The 17,964-nt window shown below is 42.1% G+C and carries 14 protein-coding genes and 1 tRNA gene; 8 read left to right on the forward strand and 7 right to left on the reverse strand.

Going from position 1 to position 17,964, the window contains the following annotated elements:
* Positions 1–37: 37 nt before the first annotated feature.
* Both MAMP_RS06650 and MAMP_RS16045 read right to left on the reverse strand, forming a co-directional pair.
* Entirely contained in the window at positions 38–3,517 is a 3,480-nt protein-coding gene (locus MAMP_RS06650; RefSeq protein WP_237701196.1) for a TonB-dependent receptor, read from the reverse strand.
* A gap of 120 nt (positions 3,518–3,637) precedes the next feature.
* Positions 3,638–3,832, reverse strand: coding sequence for a hypothetical protein (locus tag MAMP_RS16045; protein WP_007145245.1), 195 nt, complete (start codon positions 3,830–3,832; stop codon positions 3,638–3,640).
* A 44-nt stretch (positions 3,833–3,876) separates the two neighbouring features.
* Between MAMP_RS16045 and MAMP_RS16170 the strand changes: the two genes are divergently transcribed.
* Complete coding sequence (locus MAMP_RS16170) at positions 3,877–4,104, forward strand: hypothetical protein (RefSeq protein ID WP_158005156.1); 228 nt, start codon at positions 3,877–3,879, stop codon at positions 4,102–4,104.
* Between the two features lie 238 nt (positions 4,105–4,342).
* Here MAMP_RS16170 and MAMP_RS06660 read toward each other — a convergent pair whose 3' ends face one another.
* The 5 genes from MAMP_RS06660 to MAMP_RS06680 all read right to left on the reverse strand — a co-directional run bounded on the left by MAMP_RS06660 (position 4,343) and on the right by MAMP_RS06680 (position 11,101).
* Complete coding sequence (locus MAMP_RS06660; RefSeq protein WP_007145247.1) at positions 4,343–7,900, reverse strand: TonB-dependent receptor; 3,558 nt, start codon at positions 7,898–7,900, stop codon at positions 4,343–4,345.
* Between the two features lie 76 nt (positions 7,901–7,976).
* On the reverse strand, positions 7,977–8,942 hold the full coding sequence (locus tag MAMP_RS06665) for a FecR domain-containing protein (RefSeq protein ID WP_007145248.1): 966 nt from the start codon (positions 8,940–8,942) through the stop codon (positions 7,977–7,979).
* A 2-nt stretch (positions 8,943–8,944) separates the two neighbouring features.
* Positions 8,945–9,442: a sigma-70 family RNA polymerase sigma factor gene (locus tag MAMP_RS06670; protein WP_007145249.1), complete on the reverse strand. Its 498-nt coding sequence runs from the start codon at positions 9,440–9,442 to the stop codon at positions 8,945–8,947.
* Between the two features lie 127 nt (positions 9,443–9,569).
* Entirely contained in the window at positions 9,570–10,541 is a 972-nt protein-coding gene (locus MAMP_RS06675) for a FecR domain-containing protein (protein WP_007145250.1), read from the reverse strand.
* An 11-nt stretch (positions 10,542–10,552) separates the two neighbouring features.
* A complete protein-coding gene (locus tag MAMP_RS06680; RefSeq protein WP_007145251.1) occupies positions 10,553–11,101 on the reverse strand; it encodes a sigma-70 family RNA polymerase sigma factor in 549 nt (182 codons plus the stop codon).
* A 429-nt stretch (positions 11,102–11,530) separates the two neighbouring features.
* Between MAMP_RS06680 and MAMP_RS06685 the strand changes: the two genes are divergently transcribed.
* The 7 genes from MAMP_RS06685 to MAMP_RS06715 all read left to right on the forward strand — a co-directional run bounded on the left by MAMP_RS06685 (position 11,531) and on the right by MAMP_RS06715 (position 17,949).
* Positions 11,531–12,274: a dienelactone hydrolase family protein gene (locus MAMP_RS06685; protein ID WP_007145253.1), complete on the forward strand. Its 744-nt coding sequence runs from the start codon at positions 11,531–11,533 to the stop codon at positions 12,272–12,274.
* Between the two features lie 158 nt (positions 12,275–12,432).
* Positions 12,433–13,407 (forward strand): zinc transporter ZntB, encoded by a 975-nt coding sequence (locus MAMP_RS06690; protein ID WP_007145254.1) that lies wholly within the window; start codon positions 12,433–12,435, stop codon positions 13,405–13,407.
* Between the two features lie 127 nt (positions 13,408–13,534).
* A tRNA-Val gene (locus tag MAMP_RS06695) sits at positions 13,535–13,610 on the forward strand.
* A 90-nt stretch (positions 13,611–13,700) separates the two neighbouring features.
* Positions 13,701–14,474 carry a nuclease-related domain-containing protein gene (locus tag MAMP_RS06700; protein WP_007145255.1) on the forward strand — a complete coding sequence of 258 codons (774 nt, stop codon included), beginning with the start codon at positions 13,701–13,703 and terminating at the stop codon, positions 14,472–14,474.
* Between the two features lie 29 nt (positions 14,475–14,503).
* On the forward strand, positions 14,504–15,412 hold the full coding sequence (gene ypfJ, locus MAMP_RS06705; RefSeq protein ID WP_007145256.1) for a KPN_02809 family neutral zinc metallopeptidase: 909 nt from the start codon (positions 14,504–14,506) through the stop codon (positions 15,410–15,412).
* A gap of 125 nt (positions 15,413–15,537) precedes the next feature.
* A complete protein-coding gene (locus MAMP_RS06710; RefSeq protein WP_007145257.1) occupies positions 15,538–17,613 on the forward strand; it encodes an EAL domain-containing protein in 2,076 nt (691 codons plus the stop codon).
* Positions 17,614–17,949, forward strand: coding sequence for a hypothetical protein (locus MAMP_RS06715; protein ID WP_007145258.1), 336 nt, complete (start codon positions 17,614–17,616; stop codon positions 17,947–17,949). It begins immediately after the preceding gene.
* Positions 17,950–17,964: the final 15 nt, after the last annotated feature.

Genomic DNA, 17,964 nt, shown 5'->3' on the forward strand with positions numbered 1-17,964 from the left:
AGGCGGTCACACTTGCCTCAACTTATTTCCATATTTGTTAATCAAATAACCACCTCACACTGACCCACGCCGCTCTCGGTGCACCAGGCGCCACAAAATTTGTACTATTCCATTCAAGTGAGTTGTGGTTATAGCCCGCAGGACCATCATCAGCACCATAGGTCCCTGGTGTAAACGGATTACGCCCAAGAGTGCCAGCTGAAAAGTATTCTTTATCAAAGATATTGTTTACGAGTAAATTGACACTGAAGTTTTTGGTGAGCTGATAGTTACTTTGGAAGTTAAACACCATATAACCCGGCACCTTGCCTGGATTATTCGTCGCTTTTCTAGCAACAATTGTTTGTTTGCCAGAAATTTCAGCAGTCTCGTATATCACCTGCCCTGCTCGATGTTTATTATTTTCATTACCACGTACATAACTTGATGAATGAGCTACAGCCGTGAGTCCAACTGTCCATTTTGGGGTAACTTGGTAGTTGACTGTTGCATTAAGGTTATGAAGTGATACGCCTGGCATGCGAGCACCAGCTTCAACATCAATTAAACGGCTATAGTTATAATTACCTGAGAAGTCCTCATAAGAACTACTATTGTCGTTCCCTGCAATAGTAAAGTTATCTTCGAAGGTAGCGTCCGTTAGAGAGTAATTGACACTAAAGCCCCACTTACCCTTTTGACCTGATAAGCCAGCTTCAAGACCTTGGCGACGTGTTGAACCAATATTGTCGAAGAAGTTACGATTATCTGGATAAGAAACCAGATACAGGTCATCCTTAATATTGGTTTGGTAAGCAGACAGGTTCCACTGCAGGTAATCGTCGATCACCCCCCTAATGCCCACTTCAACCGTTTGTGCTTTTATTTGAGGTAAGTATGGGTCGCCTGAAAGCGTGGAGGGTAATGAACACGTTCTATTTTCTATCAGACTTTTATAAGTTCCTTTTGAGCCAACGGGTGTTTTATCCAATGCACACCCTAGCTCAATAACGGAAGGAACACGCACACCTTGTGAGAAATTAGCGTAGAGATTTAAATCATCTCTTGCCTGCCAAGCGACACCAAATGAAGGATTTAACGAATAATAGCTAAATGATTCTTTTTCTTCTTCATTTAATAGACTACTTGTATCAGGGATTTCATACCCTGTTGGGCAGTTCTCACCGGTAGGGCACACATCAAAATAATCAGGAAAGGCTTCTAATTGAGCGAGGCTTGGGACAAACGCGATACCATACTCCCTAGACTTCATTCTGTTTTCACCTTGAGTATCGTTATAACGAGCAGAAACATTAAAGTGCCAAGTATCAACAGGACTCCACGTTTCACTAAAATAAAGGCTTTTGGTTAGCTGCTCACCTTCAAAATTGTTATTGCTAATCGGCACATCCGCCGCCACATACTGATCACGTATTTCATCGGGGGCATAATAGAATTCTCTATTTGCTGTTAGCAGCCCTAACTGCTGTGTACTGGTATATTCAGCCGTCGGCCTATCAACAGAGGCACCGATCATGAATTTATGTTTTTCAGTATTCCAATTAAACTGAATTGAAGCCCCGTCTGTAATTTGGTCGATGGTATTATCAGTTAATACAGCCGTAGGTGTTCCATCCACTACACCTGGATTCGTCTGGCTATAAGCCCCACCATCAACGGTCTGAGAGCCACCTTCAGGTCCCAATACTTCCAAAGTATCACCTCGAGAATCACCTTCGCACTTATCGGCATTGGTTGGAGGTTTAGGTACAATCAGATGCTTAACGCCATCGGTCGTATAATAATAAAAAGCCCCTTCCACTCCTGCTAAATAACTGAAAAGATCGTCAGTATTTTTTAAATTTGATAATTCCGTTTTAGGTTGATACTGATATGAAGGTTGATTATTGGAATATGGTGTTGGTTCTCCTGCAGAAAGCGGAATTGTTTCACCGCCATTAGCGGCTTTAAAAATTTCAGCTGCTTGGAAATTTTTCGTGACCTCAATTGAGCGCTGCGCTAATGCCACCACTTCATCTGGAAGCTCTGCATTGAACTGTTTAGAGTCTAGTGTTGCAAACGCAGCGTCGATATCAGCACTTAAAACGAAATTAATGTAGTCGGTTGACTGGAAAGGATCTCCATTTGGTAAATCGATGACATAATAATCGGGGATGTTGTAACGATTATTCTCACTTGTCTCAAAAAGACATGTATACTCCTCGCCCGCATTTAAGTTTCGTCTAACATATTGATTATCAAAATCGGTATAAACATCCGCCCCTTGTGAATCTCGACGGCTTGAACGACGGTAAACCTGACCCGTAATACTAAACGTATCGTTAACCTGATAAGCACCAGCTAATTGAAACTGCTGTAATCTATTTTCCGTAGTATCTGGTGCTGTAAAGACCCCTTCCCGGTCTTGTCGATATTCTTCACTTGGAATGAGACCATTACCGACCAAGTTGGTATCAACGATTAAGGTGCTGAAATGTAAATCAAGTTTGTCACCACGGTAGCTGGCCTTACCGAAAAGCTGATTGACTTCACTCGGTGAATTATCACGCCAGCCATTTTCATCGAATAAACTGGCGGCACCGAAAAAGGCGATGGTGCCGTTGTTCCAGCCATTTTCCATTTGTAATTGTTTACGACCAAATGAGCCAGCAAGCACCTCAGCATCTGCAGCGGTATTGTTAAAGCCATCTTTGGTTTTTAAGGCAAATGAACCGCCTAAGGTATTCAAACCAAAGATAGGATTGGACCCCGGAAATAAGTCCACACCGGCTATGGCATTCATGGGGATCATGTCCCAGTTGACCACATCACCAAACGGTTCATTCACCCGAATACCATCAATAAACACACTCAGCCCTTGTGGCGTACCAATTTGTGGCCCTGCCGTAAAGCCACGGTATTGGATATCCATCTGAAACGGATTACCTTGGTAATCATTAACCGTGACGCCCTGTAGTTTTGTATTAAACAAATCCGTCATGCTTAATGAATGTGCATCTTTGATCTCTTTGGCTGAAATACTTTGCACGTTGGCGGGGATTTCTTCTTTGGTGAGTCCAAGACCAGGCAGTGGCCCTACTTCATAAAAGCGTTGTGCTCTGACTTTAACCGTATCCAGAATTAAGCGGTCATCACCGAGAGCAGGTAACTCAGCTTGGCCTGGCACCAGAAAATAACCACCATCAGTGTCATCAATGGCTTCGAGGCCACTGTCGTTTAATAATTGCTGGAAGCCTTCTTCGACCGAATATTCACCGTGAAGGCCTTGGGTTTCTTTTCCTTCTGCCAGTGCTGGGTCAAAGGTTAATCTCACGCCATTTTCAGCTGCGTAATTTGAGATGGCTTTGCCCAAAGGGCCAGCAGGAATGTCAAAACGTTTGACCTGTTCAGCAGTGTTATCTTCAGCCAGGGCAAGATGATTAATTGACATGGCACCGACCATGCTCATCGTGGCGATGGATAAACAACGACAGAGTTTTTTCTTAAGGCACACTGGGCCCTTTGCTTGCAGTTCCAATATTTCTCTCCGACTAATAATTATTATTTTTTTGTTGTTCTTATTAGGTATGCCAATCGAGAATTGGAAAGTGACAATTATTTTTTAAAATTTTTTTAAATTGGTTTGCAAAACATTAATTTACCAGTCTGAATACGGGGTGCCTTTTGATGTCATAAGTCGATAACCACTTCGGATATCAGAAATAACTTCGTCAGTTTCTACCGGCCTTATTAACTCCCAGGTTTTATGACTATGGGTGATGGGATCGACAGGAATGTGTCGTAAATAGCCAGTATCAACAAGCTGCTTTAGTGAGTGAGGATAGGTATTCACGCAGTATGGTATTGGTTGATAGGCCTTCGCATCACGATGAGTTCATGACGGAGCACATTCTCTTGTGCCGTGAGTTTGCTATCCGTGGTTTCGTAATTATTGATGAAGGCTATAAAAATGATGCTAAGCACGACGAAGATAACGAGGAGTTGATATATCGAACTCCCGACTTGCCTATGCCTCTGCTTGTTTTTGATGCCATTCACTACTTTCAATGTCCTTATCTTTTTTTATCAGTCACATTCATTAGCTATGTTAATAGGCATCCTTAACCATATTAGCCAATGACATTGGGCTACTTAGCCATCTTCCCTTAGATGACTTGAGTAAATAGCTGGACTAGTCCAGGTCATAATGGACTAGTCGCTAAAATGAGATAGATGGGTATTTGTGGCTGCCCGCAGCAACCATTCACTACAATTTTTAGTTCGTACCTTAATATTTCAAGGTCATGAGTGAATTCCCTGTAAGGCGGCCATATGTGTTTGTTTTTTTAATTCTGAAATCCTCCTAAAATACCCAGTTCATGCTTAGCCAAGCACCACGAGGAGCCCCGGGTGCAACAAAGTTAGTACTTAGCCAATCATTTGAATTATGGTTATAGCCATCAGGTCCAATAGCGCCGTTTATACTTGGAGAAAAAGGGTTTCGTCCTAAACGACCAGCTGTGAAATATTCTTTATCAAAAATATTATTCACTAATAAATTAACCGTAAAGTTTGGCGTAACCTTATAACTAGATTGAAAGTTGAATGTGGCATAACCCGGTAATTTACCTGGGTTATACGGCGTCTGCCGCGCAACCATTCTTGTTGTGCCGTCAGGAAAAGTTACTTGTCGAAGTTGAGATTTCCCGACTTCATGCTCATTATTTTCATTACCACGTACATATATTTCTGAATGAGCAATACCAGTTAGACTGACTTGCCATTTTGGCGTCACTTGATAGCTGACTGTGGCGTTTAAGTTATGCAGTGGAACACCAGGCATTTTGTCGCCTTTTTCTACCTCAATTGTATTGGGCCCATATCCATCTAAATATGTAGCACTGCTGTTATCTTCGCTGTACATATAGAAATTATTTTCAAATGTTGCTTCGGTCATAGAGTAATTGATACTAAATCCCCATTTATCTTTTTGACCTGATAAACCTGCTTCAAGACCTCTTCTACGAGTATCTCCAATAGAGTCAAAGAATCCAGAGCTTCCACCACCTCCAGGAACGGCGACAAAATAAATGTCATCTTTAAGATCTGTTTGATAAAAGCCTAAATTCCACTGCAGATTTTCACCCAACATCCCTCGTAGACCAATGTCATACGAAGTTGATTTTATCTGTGGTAAATATGGGTCACCCGACAAGGTTGTAGGTAAATAACATTGTCTATTTTCTTGAGTACTTTTGGGTCTATAGTTATCAGGATCATTTCGATCTCCCATAGAACCACCTACATAAACAGGTGTATCATCGAAAGCACAACCAAGCTCTATAACACTAGGAACACGAGTACCCTGTGACCAATTTGCATAAACGTTCAAGTCATTTCTAGCTTGCCATGTGGCCCCAATAGATGGATTAAAAGAATAAAAACTAAACTCTTCCGTCTCAGCAGGATCTGTAGTAACTCTATCTACATCAAGCGTTGTATAATTTCTTGGTGTTGAACAGTCCTCATCAGAAGTACACACATCAAATTCATCAGGTGCAACACGAACATCGCCAGCTTCGAAAGCCCCAAATCCCCAGCGTGTAGCGATTTTATTTTTAGTTTTAGTCTGGTTATAGCGTCCAGAAAAATTGAAATTCCATGCATCTACAGGATTCCATGTTTCACTAAAATAGACACTCATTGTTGTATTTGTGCCAGAAAAATTATTATTAGATATTGGATAATAAGCAGCGCCAAATTGTGGATTAGCTTGTTCTGGATCTAGATATACATTTCTGTCGGCATCCATAAAACCTAACTGCTGAGTGTTGGTATATGTTGCACTCGCATCATCAATAGATGCACCAATCATGAATTTATGACGCTCTAGATTCCAATTGAATTGGATAGAGGCACCATCAACTATTTGATCTATTTGATTATCAGTTTCAATCGCCGTTGGTGTTCCTTCTACCCAGCCTGGCTCACCCAAATCAGCACCATCAATCAGGTAGGGAAACCCAGTTTCAGGATTAATTATGTTGTAAGATCCTGGATAATCAGTTGCTGTGTTTGTGTCAGATCTACAAGTTGTATTGTTTACGGGTGCCTCAAAAAATACGAAGTTTTGTATAATGTCACCGTTATCAGCATAGGTTGTAAAGTAGGTATCAAAATCTTCTAATATCGGCGTAGAGGGGTTACCTGAAAGAGCACCTAAGTAGACAGAAGAACCATCAGGTGCAAATATTGCGTATCCATATGTTTCAGCTGCCTCAGGAAAGCCGTTACCAGAAAAATCAACTGCAGGAATTTGTGGAGGGGTATTCACCCTTTGCCTATCAAAGAAAAATTGTCTCGCAGAATTCTGACTCTGATAAAAATTATTCTTAAACCCAGTCACAAAAGTGTCTTCCAGTTTAATGTTCTTTTGATCGGCATAATCTGCTGGATTAATCGTTCCACCTAATAACTCATTGAAGAAATCAGTAAAGAAAATCTCTTCACCTTGTGTCCGATTTACAGGAATTACATAATAGTCAGGAATTCCATACTGATTTGTACTTCTCAATAAACACGTGTAATCATCATCCTCTGCTGGATAAGATTTAGCTCCTCTATTGTTCTCATAGTCTGTATATACGTCTGCTCCCTTTTGTTTTCTTTTACTATCTCGCCGATACACCTGTGCTGTAATGGAAAAGTCTTCTTTAACTTGAAAAGCACCTGATAACTGAAACTGCTTGAGTCTATTCTTAGTTGTATCTTCAGAGGTGAATGATGCATCTCGGTCTTGGTCATACATTTCACTTGGTAAAACACCATTACCTACCATGTCATTACTGACTAACAATGTGTTGAAATTTAGGTCTAACTTATCACCACGATAACTTGCCTTAAGGAAAGCCTGGTTTACTTCTGTCGGAGAGTTTTCCCTCCATCCATCTTCCATAAAAAAACTACCTGCTCCGAAAAAAGCAATGGTGCCATTATTCCAGCCGTTTTCAATTTGTAACTGCTTTCTACCGTATGAACCTGCAAGCACATCAGCATCTAACCCGGTATGTGTAAACCCGTCTTTGGTTTTGACCGTAAACGCCCCTCCCAGAGTATTTAAACCAAATATTGGGTTTGAACCAGGAAAAACATCAACACTGGCTATGGCATTCATTGGAATCATGTCCCAGTTAACCACATCACCAAAGGGTTCGTTAACCCGAATGCCATCAAAGAAGACACTCAACCCTTGCGGAGTCCCGATCTGCGGACCAGCCGTAAAACCACGATATTGAACATCCATTTGAAATGGGTTGCCCTGATAATCATTCACCGTAACGCCCTGCAATTTTTTATTAAAAAGGTCGCTCATACTTACTGAGTGTGCTTCTTTGATCTCTTTGGCAGAGATACTTTGCACATTGCCGGGGATTTCGTCTTTGGTGAGTCCAAGGCCAGGCAGTGGTCCGACTTCATAAAAACGTTGTGCTCTGACTTTAACGGTATCCAGAATTAAGCGGTCATCACCGAGTGCAGGTAATTCTTCTTGACCCGGTGCCAGAAGATAGCCGCCATCCGTATCAGGTATAACAATCAGGCCCGAGCCTTTTAATAATTGTTCAAAGCCTTCTTCTAGACTGTAGCTACCTTGTAACCCTTGTGTGGTTTTGCCATCGGTGAGGCTTGGGTCAAACGAGAATGTAAAGCCGTTGATACCGGTATAATACGATAACGCTTTGGAGAGTGGGCCAGCAGGAATATTATAATGACGGTTAGCTTTTTCTGTTTCATTGCCTTTTTCATTGTCAGCCAGTTGCATTGTTTCGGCAGAAAGCGTCGGCAGATAGAAAAAAGCCAATATCGCAATGATGATGGTGAATTTAATAAAGCTGTTGTCTCTGGAGATTTTACGTTTCAACATGGTTAACCTTGGGTAATTAAGTGATTCTCAATTACTAGGTCAGTTAAGGATTAAAAAGGGGACACGATTTTTTAAATTAACGTTGTTTTTTTCTGATTTTTGCCCAGAAACGAGTTCGCCATTCAATTTCTATTGGTCTTGTTTTTTCTAATACGTGCAGGATGTGGTCAGGGTCATTAATTTGAAATGAGCCTGAGACATAAATGTCATGACATGATTCATCACAGGTGATTACACCTGTTCGATAACGTTTTAAATAATTAATAAACTCGCTGAGTGGCATATTGTCGGCGTAGATAACCCCGTTTATCCACGCATTGGCATTATCATCTAATGGGGATGGAGCCTCTATACCTGTCGAATCAAACCGCGTTTGTTGACCTTTTTCAATGATCTGATTTTGCTCTGGGTCATCTTTGGGTATGACATCAACTGCGCTCTCGATAACACCTAAATAGCTATAGTCAGCGTGCTGACGAACTACAAACTCAGTGCCCAAAGCATGGAGTCGACCCTGTGCAGTTTGTACCAAGAAAGGCCTTTGAGCTGAATCTTTAGCCGTCTTAATATAGATTTCGCCTCGGTATAATTTCACCAAACGCTGAGTATCATTAAATGCTAAATCGACAGCACTATCGGTGTTAAGCATGAGTTGGCTGCCGTCGGCTAATTGAATTGTTCTTTGCTCACCGGTCGCGGTTTTAATGTCAGCTAAGACGGCTTGCCATGGGGCATATTTATAAGTTATGCCACCAATTGGAACAAGCGTGAGCAACAGACCAAGATGTTTGGCAAATTCACGCCTATCCATTGTTGCTGGTCGGCCTAATACCTGTTTGCCTATATCTGGTGGTATTTTCTGTAAAGTCATGCCGAGATTTTCAGCACGCTGCCATGCAAGTTCGTGCAGATGATTTTCATTTCGCCACGCGAGTAATGTTTGTTGTTCTTGTGTTGTTAAATCGTCGTCTTGGACTTTGACTAGCCACATGACGACTTCTTTAATGACATTTTCTGGAATATCGGCTGGATTTAAAGACATCGTTAAGCAGCGAAAGTGAGGCAGTGGGTAAAGGCAAGTGCCATGTAGCGTTTAACGGTACGCTCGGTAACGTTTAACTTGGCAGCAATCTCTTTATATCGCATGCCGTCAAGTTGTGACAGTAGAAAGGTCTCTCTGACATGATCTGGCAATGTAGTGAGCATTTCGTCAATTTCTTGCAAGGTTTCTAATAAAAGTAATCTTTCTTCGCTACTTGGCGTAATAGCCTCAGGCAGTTGGCTGATGGCTTCTATATAGGCCTGTTCTAATGACTTTCGACGGTAAAAATTAACCATCAAATCATGGGCAATCTTAGTTAAATAAGCACGCGGTTCGATAATATCTTCCGGCATGTCTTTCTGTAATACTTTGACGAACGTATCTTGCGTCAAATCAGCGGCATCATGATGCGAGGCCAATTTTTTACATAGCCAGCTATAGATCCAACTATGGTGATTTTCATAGGTTTGACTAAACGATTGAATAGTTGAGGTAGCCATAATTAACTTGCATCACTCCATATCAAAGCAACACTTAAGATGTGTGCGGTTGTGAGTGTATTCACTTGTTTATTAACACTATTTTTATTTGTTGTATTCAAGTCTCTCTCCAACTTATTTTGATGTGTCAGGCCGGTTTAATCATCACAAAATAGCGGGTATAGCGTTCTATTCGTATTGATAAGACTTCACTGGTGCTGGTTAAGGCGGCATTTATATCATTGACTGGGAACGCGCCTGAGATAGTTAAATCAGCAACAGCAGGATCACAACGTATGATGCCTGAGTGGTAACGTGATAGATGATCAACAAAGTCAGCCAATGACATTTTATCGGCGATAATAAACCCATTTATCCATGCCATCGATGCCCTATCTATGAGCTTCTTCTGCTGAGAAAAAGCCGTATTGAATGTGACCAATTCACCCGCATTGACCACAACGTTATTGTCTAAATCATCACAAGGTCTGACTTCTACCGCATCCTGATACACACTGACAGAGCTGTGTTTAGACTTAAGTCGAGTGCTAAATTTAGTGCCTAATGCTGTTACCGTACCGTGATCAGTCACTACACTAAAAGGACGATAATTCCGGTCTTGCTCCTGTGCCGTTTCAATGTAGATTTCACCCTGCAGTAACCTGATTGTTCTAGCTCGGTCATTAAAATCAATAGCTACCTTGGTATCAGTATTTAAAACAAGTAGACTGCCATCTTCTAAGGTGAGGCGTTTAATTTCACCTACTGCCGTTGAATAATCTGACATTAATAGATACCAAGGCTTTTGTTTATAGCCATACCACCCTGCCGATCCAGCAGCCAGCATAAGACTGAGGGTTTTAATGACTTGGCGACGTTCCTGTGATTTGATGTCTTTGGTATCAATCGGACGATTTAATACGGTGATACTGGTTTTTGAATCCAGCCCCATAAAACAGTTGGTAATAGCTTCAACTTGTTCCCATGCGTGTCTGTTTTCTGGAGAGGCATTTAGCCATCTTTGCCATTGTTTCTGGTCTGCATCTGTGGCTTCACCAGAAGTCAGCTCAACAAACCAGTTGGTCGCCTCATAGATAGCATCTTTATTAGAACGGGCCATGAAAAAATTTTTTAACTATTCATGTTTAAACAATGCAGCAATGCCTTGGCAATGTACTGTCTAACCGAGCTGACTGAAACCGATAATCTCGATGCAATTTCTGCGTGTGAAAGACCTTCGAGCTGACACCATAAAAAGGCACTACGAACCTGAGTAGGTAAGCCATCGAGCATTTCATCTATCTTAGCTAAAGTCTCCACCATAATATTGAGTGACTCAGGTGAAGGGACTTCGACTTCTGGCATATTTTCTAAAGCGTCAAGGTAGGCCCTTTCAATATCCCGGCGACGAACATGATTGACCATCAGGCCGTGGGCCACCGTGGTGAGATAGGCACGAGGCTCTTTGATACTGGTCAGATCGTCTTTTTGCAAAATTTTGGAAAAGGTATCTTGCATCAAGTCAGCTGCATCAAAGCTGCAACCGAGTTTTTTTCTCAGCCAGCCTAATAACCAGCTATTGTGTGCACGGTAAAGTTCAGTGACGATGGAGTCACGCGTTGCATTAAGATTACCCAGAATACTGACGTCTGATTCGTAGTGTAGGGCTATGTCACTCAATTGCCTGCTCCCCTTTTACATTAAGCTGCCGGATTGTGCCTGCCTTATGTTTTGTCGAGGTTTGCAGTAACATGGCTAACCACAAGTTCTGGGTAAACTCTGCGTGCATGTTCACAAAATTTCACATAAGGTAACGTAAATTTACTACGCATTACCTTGAGTAAATATAGGAAAAAATCCTAAATTTACAAAGATTAATCCATTTATAAAAAATGACAGCTTGCTTAGCCGCATCGGGAGGTTTTTACCCTGACTTTTTAAATATTAACTATTTTTCATTTTTTTAATATGAATACAAAACTTAAGTATGGAGGTGCTGAATGATGCTTTTCAATTTGCGGATAAATACAGCGATGATGAAGCAAACGACTTCTTGTACAATAGCCTCCTTTCATTCTTCAGACATTCAAGCAATCTAGCGAGCCTACTATGAAAATTCAAAGCCACTTTGTCGATCTTGATACACCTACTGGCGTTATGCGTACTTATATTCACCGTCCGGTCGGTGAAGGTAGCTACCCGGTGATTTTGTTCTACTCTGAAATTTTCCAACAGACTGGCCCGATTGAACGTGCAGCAAGACTGATGGCAAGCCATGGTTATGCTGTATTAGTGCCCGAAGTTTTCCATGAGCTGAACCCTATCGGCACCGTATTAGGCTATGACGACGCTGGTCGTGATAAAGGTAATGCGGATAAAGAAGCGAAAGATGTTCAGGGTTATGACTCTGATAATGTTGCCATGATTGAGTTTGTAAAAACCCAACCTTGGTGCAATGGGCATATTGGTGCCATGGGTTATTGCATTGGTGGTCACCTGGCTTTCCGTGCAGCTTTACAACCTGAAGTTAAAGGCACAGCGTGTTTCTACGCGACGGATTTACATATCCAAAAAATTCCAAACAAACCCGGCCAACACAGTATGGAGCGCCTTGATGACATTAAAGGCGAGTTATTAATGATTTGGGGTAAACAGGATAATCATGTACCTGCTGATGGTTTGTTAAAAATCTATCAGGAATTAAAAGCAACCGATATTACCTTCACCTGGCATGAATTTAATGCTGAACATGCCTTTATGCGTGATGAGGGTGATGGTGGTCGTTATGATGCACAAACCGCACAAATCGGCTATCAACTGGCGTTAAATCTGTTCAGCAGAACTCTTCGCTAATCAGCTTTGCTATTTAGCCTGAAAGGGAGTCAATGACATCATTGACTCCCTTTTTTATTGTCCGAATATTGAGAAAATCATCTGGCTGAAATACTGGCAATGCCCCACTCTTGTTATGCTAAGCTCAATTTTTTTAATTGCATGGGAACGCCTTTGTCATGTCCAACCCTTCAGGTTTAGCCTTTGCCCATTTACTCAACGGTGAGGGTGGAAGTACCCGTCTCAATGTGACTGATCTGCCGCAATGGCAGGCTGAAGATGGCCTTCTCTGGCTGCATTTTGACTACACGCATCCTGATGCTGAACGTTGGCTACTTGAACAGTCCGGATTGGATGGTGTGATCGCTAATGCCCTATTAGAAGAAGAAACACGACCACGTACTACCTCCATTAATGATGGTTTGTTGATGTCGTTACGAGGGATTAATCATTATCAGGATGCCCGCTCGGACGATATGATTTCGATTCGGGTGTGGATTGCTCCCCGTATTATCGTCACCACTCGTCGTGAAATGTCCTCTTCGGCTGCCGAACTGGATAAATTACTGAGCAGAGGCATTGGCCCTAAGAACAGTGCAGAGTTTCTCATCAAGTTAGTGGATCTGACCGTTGATGGTATGTCAGAAACCATTGCCGGTTTCGAAGATACGATTGCCGATTATGAAGATGCTGTCTTAGTGGATGATACGGAAAACTTGCACAACGATATTGCCAATTTACGTCGTCAGGTAATTAAAATGCACCGGTATTTAGCCCCGGAAAGAGATGCCCTGGCTCGTCTGACACTGGAAAAGATATCCTGGTTATCAGATTATGATCGTCTTCAAATCCATGAAATCAGTGACACCCTGATTCGTTATATTGAAAACCTGGATGCGGTGCGTGAACGTGCCGTACTAGTTCAGGAAGAGCTGCACAGTAAAACGTCTGAACAACTTAATTCCCGTATGTATGTTTTATCGGTGATTGCAGCCGTGTTTCTTCCCTTAGGCTTTGTGACGGGATTATTAGGTATTAATGTGGGTGGTATCCCTGGTGCCAATGACAGTCATGCTTTTACTGATGTGATCGTGATTCTCTGTGTGGTGGCCGTATTGTTATTATTTTTGTTTCGTTGGAAAAAATGGTTTTAGGTGTGCTTTAAACGGTGAATCAATCACTTATCTGCATTGCTGTTGAAGCCACCAAATAAATATAACAATTTCTTTATTTTTTTCGAGCAAATCTGAAAAAGATGTTGTAGAATGCCACGCTTTCTTGGGGTGCTTAGCTCAGCTGGGAGAGCATCGCCCTTACAAGGCGAGGGTCGGGGGTTCGAACCCCTCAGCACCCACCAAGAAAAATTCCTCTTTGCAGAATCAGTACTTGTTTCCCAATAAAATATTGTGCATTGTTAGCGCTTGGCGACTCAATCCAAGGTGCTGAAATGGACTTCACTCCGCTCTACACGTCATTACTGTCTTTCTGGTATTTCATTCCTTTATTTTTCTGTCTGGCTATCCTGCGTTCAGCCTGGTTCAAAGGTCTCATGGGTGAGTTCCTGGTCAATGTCATCGCCCGATGGCAACTCGATAAACAGCATTATCATTTAATCAAAAACGTGACCCTGCCCACCGAAGATGGCACCACTCAGATTGATCACATTATCGTCTCGGTTTATGGCGTTTTTGTGTTGGAAACAAAAAATACTCACGGCTGGATATTCGGTAATGCCTCTCAAAAAAACTGGACTCAGCAAATCTATAAGCAAAAATATACTTTTCAGAATCCACTGCATCAAAATCACAAACACATCAAAACACTTCAGACTTTACTCGACTTAACAGACCAACAAGTCTTTTCTGTGATCGTTTTCATTGGTGGCAGTGAGTTTAAAACGCCCATGCCAGACAATGTCACTTATGGTCTGGGTTATGTCCGCTATATCAAGTCTAAAACCAATCCAGTTATCAACTTGGCAGAGAAAGAAAACCTCATATCACAGATTGAGTCTGGTCGGCTTTCACCTAGCCTGAAAACAAACAGAGAACACGTGGCCCATGTTAAGAAATTAGTTGAACGTAAGCTGACAGATGCTCCGATATGTTCACGCTGTGGTCATAAGATGGTGAAACGTCAAAGCAAAAAAGGTGACCGTGCTGGCCAGTTTTTCTGGGGCTGTAGTCAATATCCGAAATGTCGTAATATCAACACTGTGTAACCCTATACCCTTCTATCAAGGACACGAAAATGAAATGGCGCGGTAACCGAAGAAGTAGCAATATTGATGACCGTCGAAGTCAACGTGTTTCAGGGGTTCGTGGAGGCTCTGGTGGCATTATTCGATTATTACCCGCCGTGTTTAGATTACTCGGCTTCAAAGGCACCGCATTATTACTGGTTGGCATTGTTGTATTAGCAGCATTGACAGGTAATTTACCTGTACTGTTATCCCTTCTCGGTATGCCCTCTTCGGCACCTACTGTCTCCTCATCCGAACCTCTACAGGAAACAGTTGAAGAAAAAGAACGTGTCGAGTTTGTTTCTGTGGTTCTTGCGGATACCGAAGATACCTGGTCAGCGATATTTAAAGAAAATGGTCAACATTACACCCCTCCCAAACTGGTTTTGTTTCGTGGTGTGGTGAACTCGGCTTGTGGTTCTGCACAATCAGCGATGGGCCCGTTTTATTGTCCAGCTGATCAACAGGTTTACATTGACTTGAGTTTTTATGACCAACTAAAGAATCAGTTCAAAGCCCCTGGCGATTTCGCCCAGGCGTATGTCATTGCCCATGAGGTAGGACATCACATCCAGACCTTATTAGGCATTTCACAACAAGTAAACGCCGCTCGTAGCAAAATGAGTCAGGTGGAATGGAATAAACTCTCTGTCAAACAAGAGTTACAGGCCGATTGCTTTGCCGGTATCTGGGCACATTATGCTAATGAATCAAGACAATTGCTGGAAGCCGGTGATCTGGAGGAAGGCCTAACAGCAGCGAGTGCTATCGGGGATGATACTTTACAAAAACAAGCGACTGGAGTTGTTAGACCCGATGCCTTTACCCATGGTAGCTCGGCACAACGGGTTAAATGGTTTAAAACCGGTTATGACACGGGTAATGTTGAAGCATGTGATACATTTATCAACAGATAAAAACAAGATTAGATCATCACGCTTAGGTTATGATTTATATAAATTTATGAAGCGATTCACTGCCTTTTATTAGTGTATATGTTTCAATTGGAAAAATTTTATAAATGTCTTTAGGGAGAAGCATATTGAAACAACGAATGCTGTTATGGATAGTAGCTACACGTAATAGTTTTGTTTCATTACTGCCGTTGACATTTCTACGGGTGACATTGGATTTACTTATTTATCTGCCATGGCCTGCCTACCAACAATTGATGAGCTCGCTGTTTGGTGCTTCATGGAAAACCCCACTACTCAGTATCAGTGAGCTGACCTTTAGCTTTTTTGCCTTGGCTTTGACAGCCATTATTTCAGTGCAATTGGTCTACAGACTCAATAGTAACAATAACAATGAAAGTGATATGCCGACACCATTAATGGTCGCTATCAGTGCGGCTATTAATTACATTATCGTGACTAGCTTGCTTGGATATTCTGCTATCGAGTTCAGCATAGAATCGATGGTACTGGCTGTCATTTTAGGGATTGCAACGGCTGAAATGATCTGTTGGTTAACCCATAAACGGCTGCTGGATTTATTACACTTATCTGTTGAATCTGACACCGCATTTTATAATGCGATGCGCCTGACCCCGACCATTGTTATTGTCGGGGTTTTCTTTTTTGTAGTGGCAGCATTTATAAACTTATTACCTGACTTTCCTGATGTGTACGATGGCCTCACGCATTGGGCTCAAGCTGAGGGTTATGGCGCATGGATATTAAGCACGCTAACGGTATTGGTTAACCAGGGTTTATGGTTTATTGGCGTTCATGGTGGTATCGCTATTCAGTCTTACCATGACGGGGCGTTTTTTATTCATGATGTTGCTGCTATCAGTGCTGATTGGGTGACACGGCCTGTTTATGACAGTTTTGTTTTGATAGGTGGCTCTGGCGCCACGCTAGGTTTAGTGATTGCTATTTTGATCACGACACGCCGTGGCATGCAAAATAAAGTCGCCAAAATTTCGATCATCCCTAGTTTGTTTAATATCAATGATATTCTCATTTACGGTTTACCCATTGTTCTCAACCCACGCTATTTAATTCCCTTTTTTATGGTGCCTTTGTCTTTAATGACTATCTCATTACTGGCTTTTCAATCAGGCTTGGTGCATGTAGTGAATCCAGGCAGTGTGACCTGGACGACACCGCCCATTTTGTCTGCGTGGTTACTGACTGAGTCATGGTATGGGGTCGCGCTACAATTGTTGACAATCAGTATCAGTACACTGCTCTATTTACCTTTTGTTCGCAAAGCCGAAATATACAGACATCAGCAAGAGCAATTGGCTTTTGAAGAGGCCACTAACACCATTATTCATAATGGCCAAACCAAACAACAAATTATCAGCAGGCAAGACAAGGTTGGAATGATTGCCAGAGATCTGGTCTATGACTTGCGTCAAGCAATTTACCATGATGAATTAACGGTTGTTTACCAACCCAAACATCATCGTGCAGGTCATATTGTTGGGGTTGAAGCACTGGTTCGCTGGACGCATCCAAGATATGGTTTTGTGTCTCCGGCGATGCTAGTCATGTTGGCTGAAGATAGTGGTGATATTAATAAATTAGGTCGTTGGGTATTCGAACACTGCTGTATCGCTAAGGCGAAATGGAATGCTTTAGGCCACCAGAATCTGACAATGGCCATCAATATCTCTCCACTGCAACTGAGTGATAATGCTTTACCGACTTTTTTATCGGGCTGTGTGACTAAATACGGACTTCATCCTGAAGAAATTGAGCTGGAAATTACCGAGTCATCAGAAATTTCTGATTCACAGCAAGTTGAGAAAATATTACAAGAAATCAGTGATATAGGTATTCACCTGGCTATGGATGATTTTGGCATGGGGTATTCCTCACTGTTACATATGCGTCGCTTTAAAGTAAATGCGATTAAGATTGATGGATCGATTACACGTGATGTTCTAACCAATTCAACTAACGCCGATATCATTCGCACCATCAGTGCTTTAGGTAAAGCTCAAAAAGTCTCTGTGGTCGCAGAATACGTGGAAACAAAAGAACAACGTGAAGCCTTGCTTGAGATGGGCTGTGATATCTTTCAAGGCTATTATCATAGTCCACCACTCAAACCTGAAGATTGCCCTAGGTATTTTTTATCTCATCGCCATGAAGTTGCTGAATAAATGACAAATGCTGCTGATACGGTGATGACGCTTTATCACTGGAATATTCTGATTCTGCCAAGTGGTGAGGAAATTTTTGTTGGGCTGCGTCAACGTCCTGAAACCGTGCCTCCATTCAAGCCTGCTGATGAAGAAGATGAGCTGCTTCCATTTACTTTACGTAACAGCAGTCCGATTACTGAATTTAATCCGGCACGAGGCATAGGTTATACCGAATCTGGCCGACGTTATGTGGTTATCGGACCGGCCAGCGATCCAACCGGCATGATTCGTTTGAGTGTCGATCAAATGATGCCAGCTGAACAAATCAACTGGAAATATCCATTCACTGACTGACATCCCTGTCAGTCA

This window comes from Methylophaga thalassica MP, from assembly GCF_000214595.1.
In the GTDB taxonomy this organism is placed as follows: domain Bacteria; phylum Pseudomonadota; class Gammaproteobacteria; order Nitrosococcales; family Methylophagaceae; genus Methylophaga; species Methylophaga thalassica.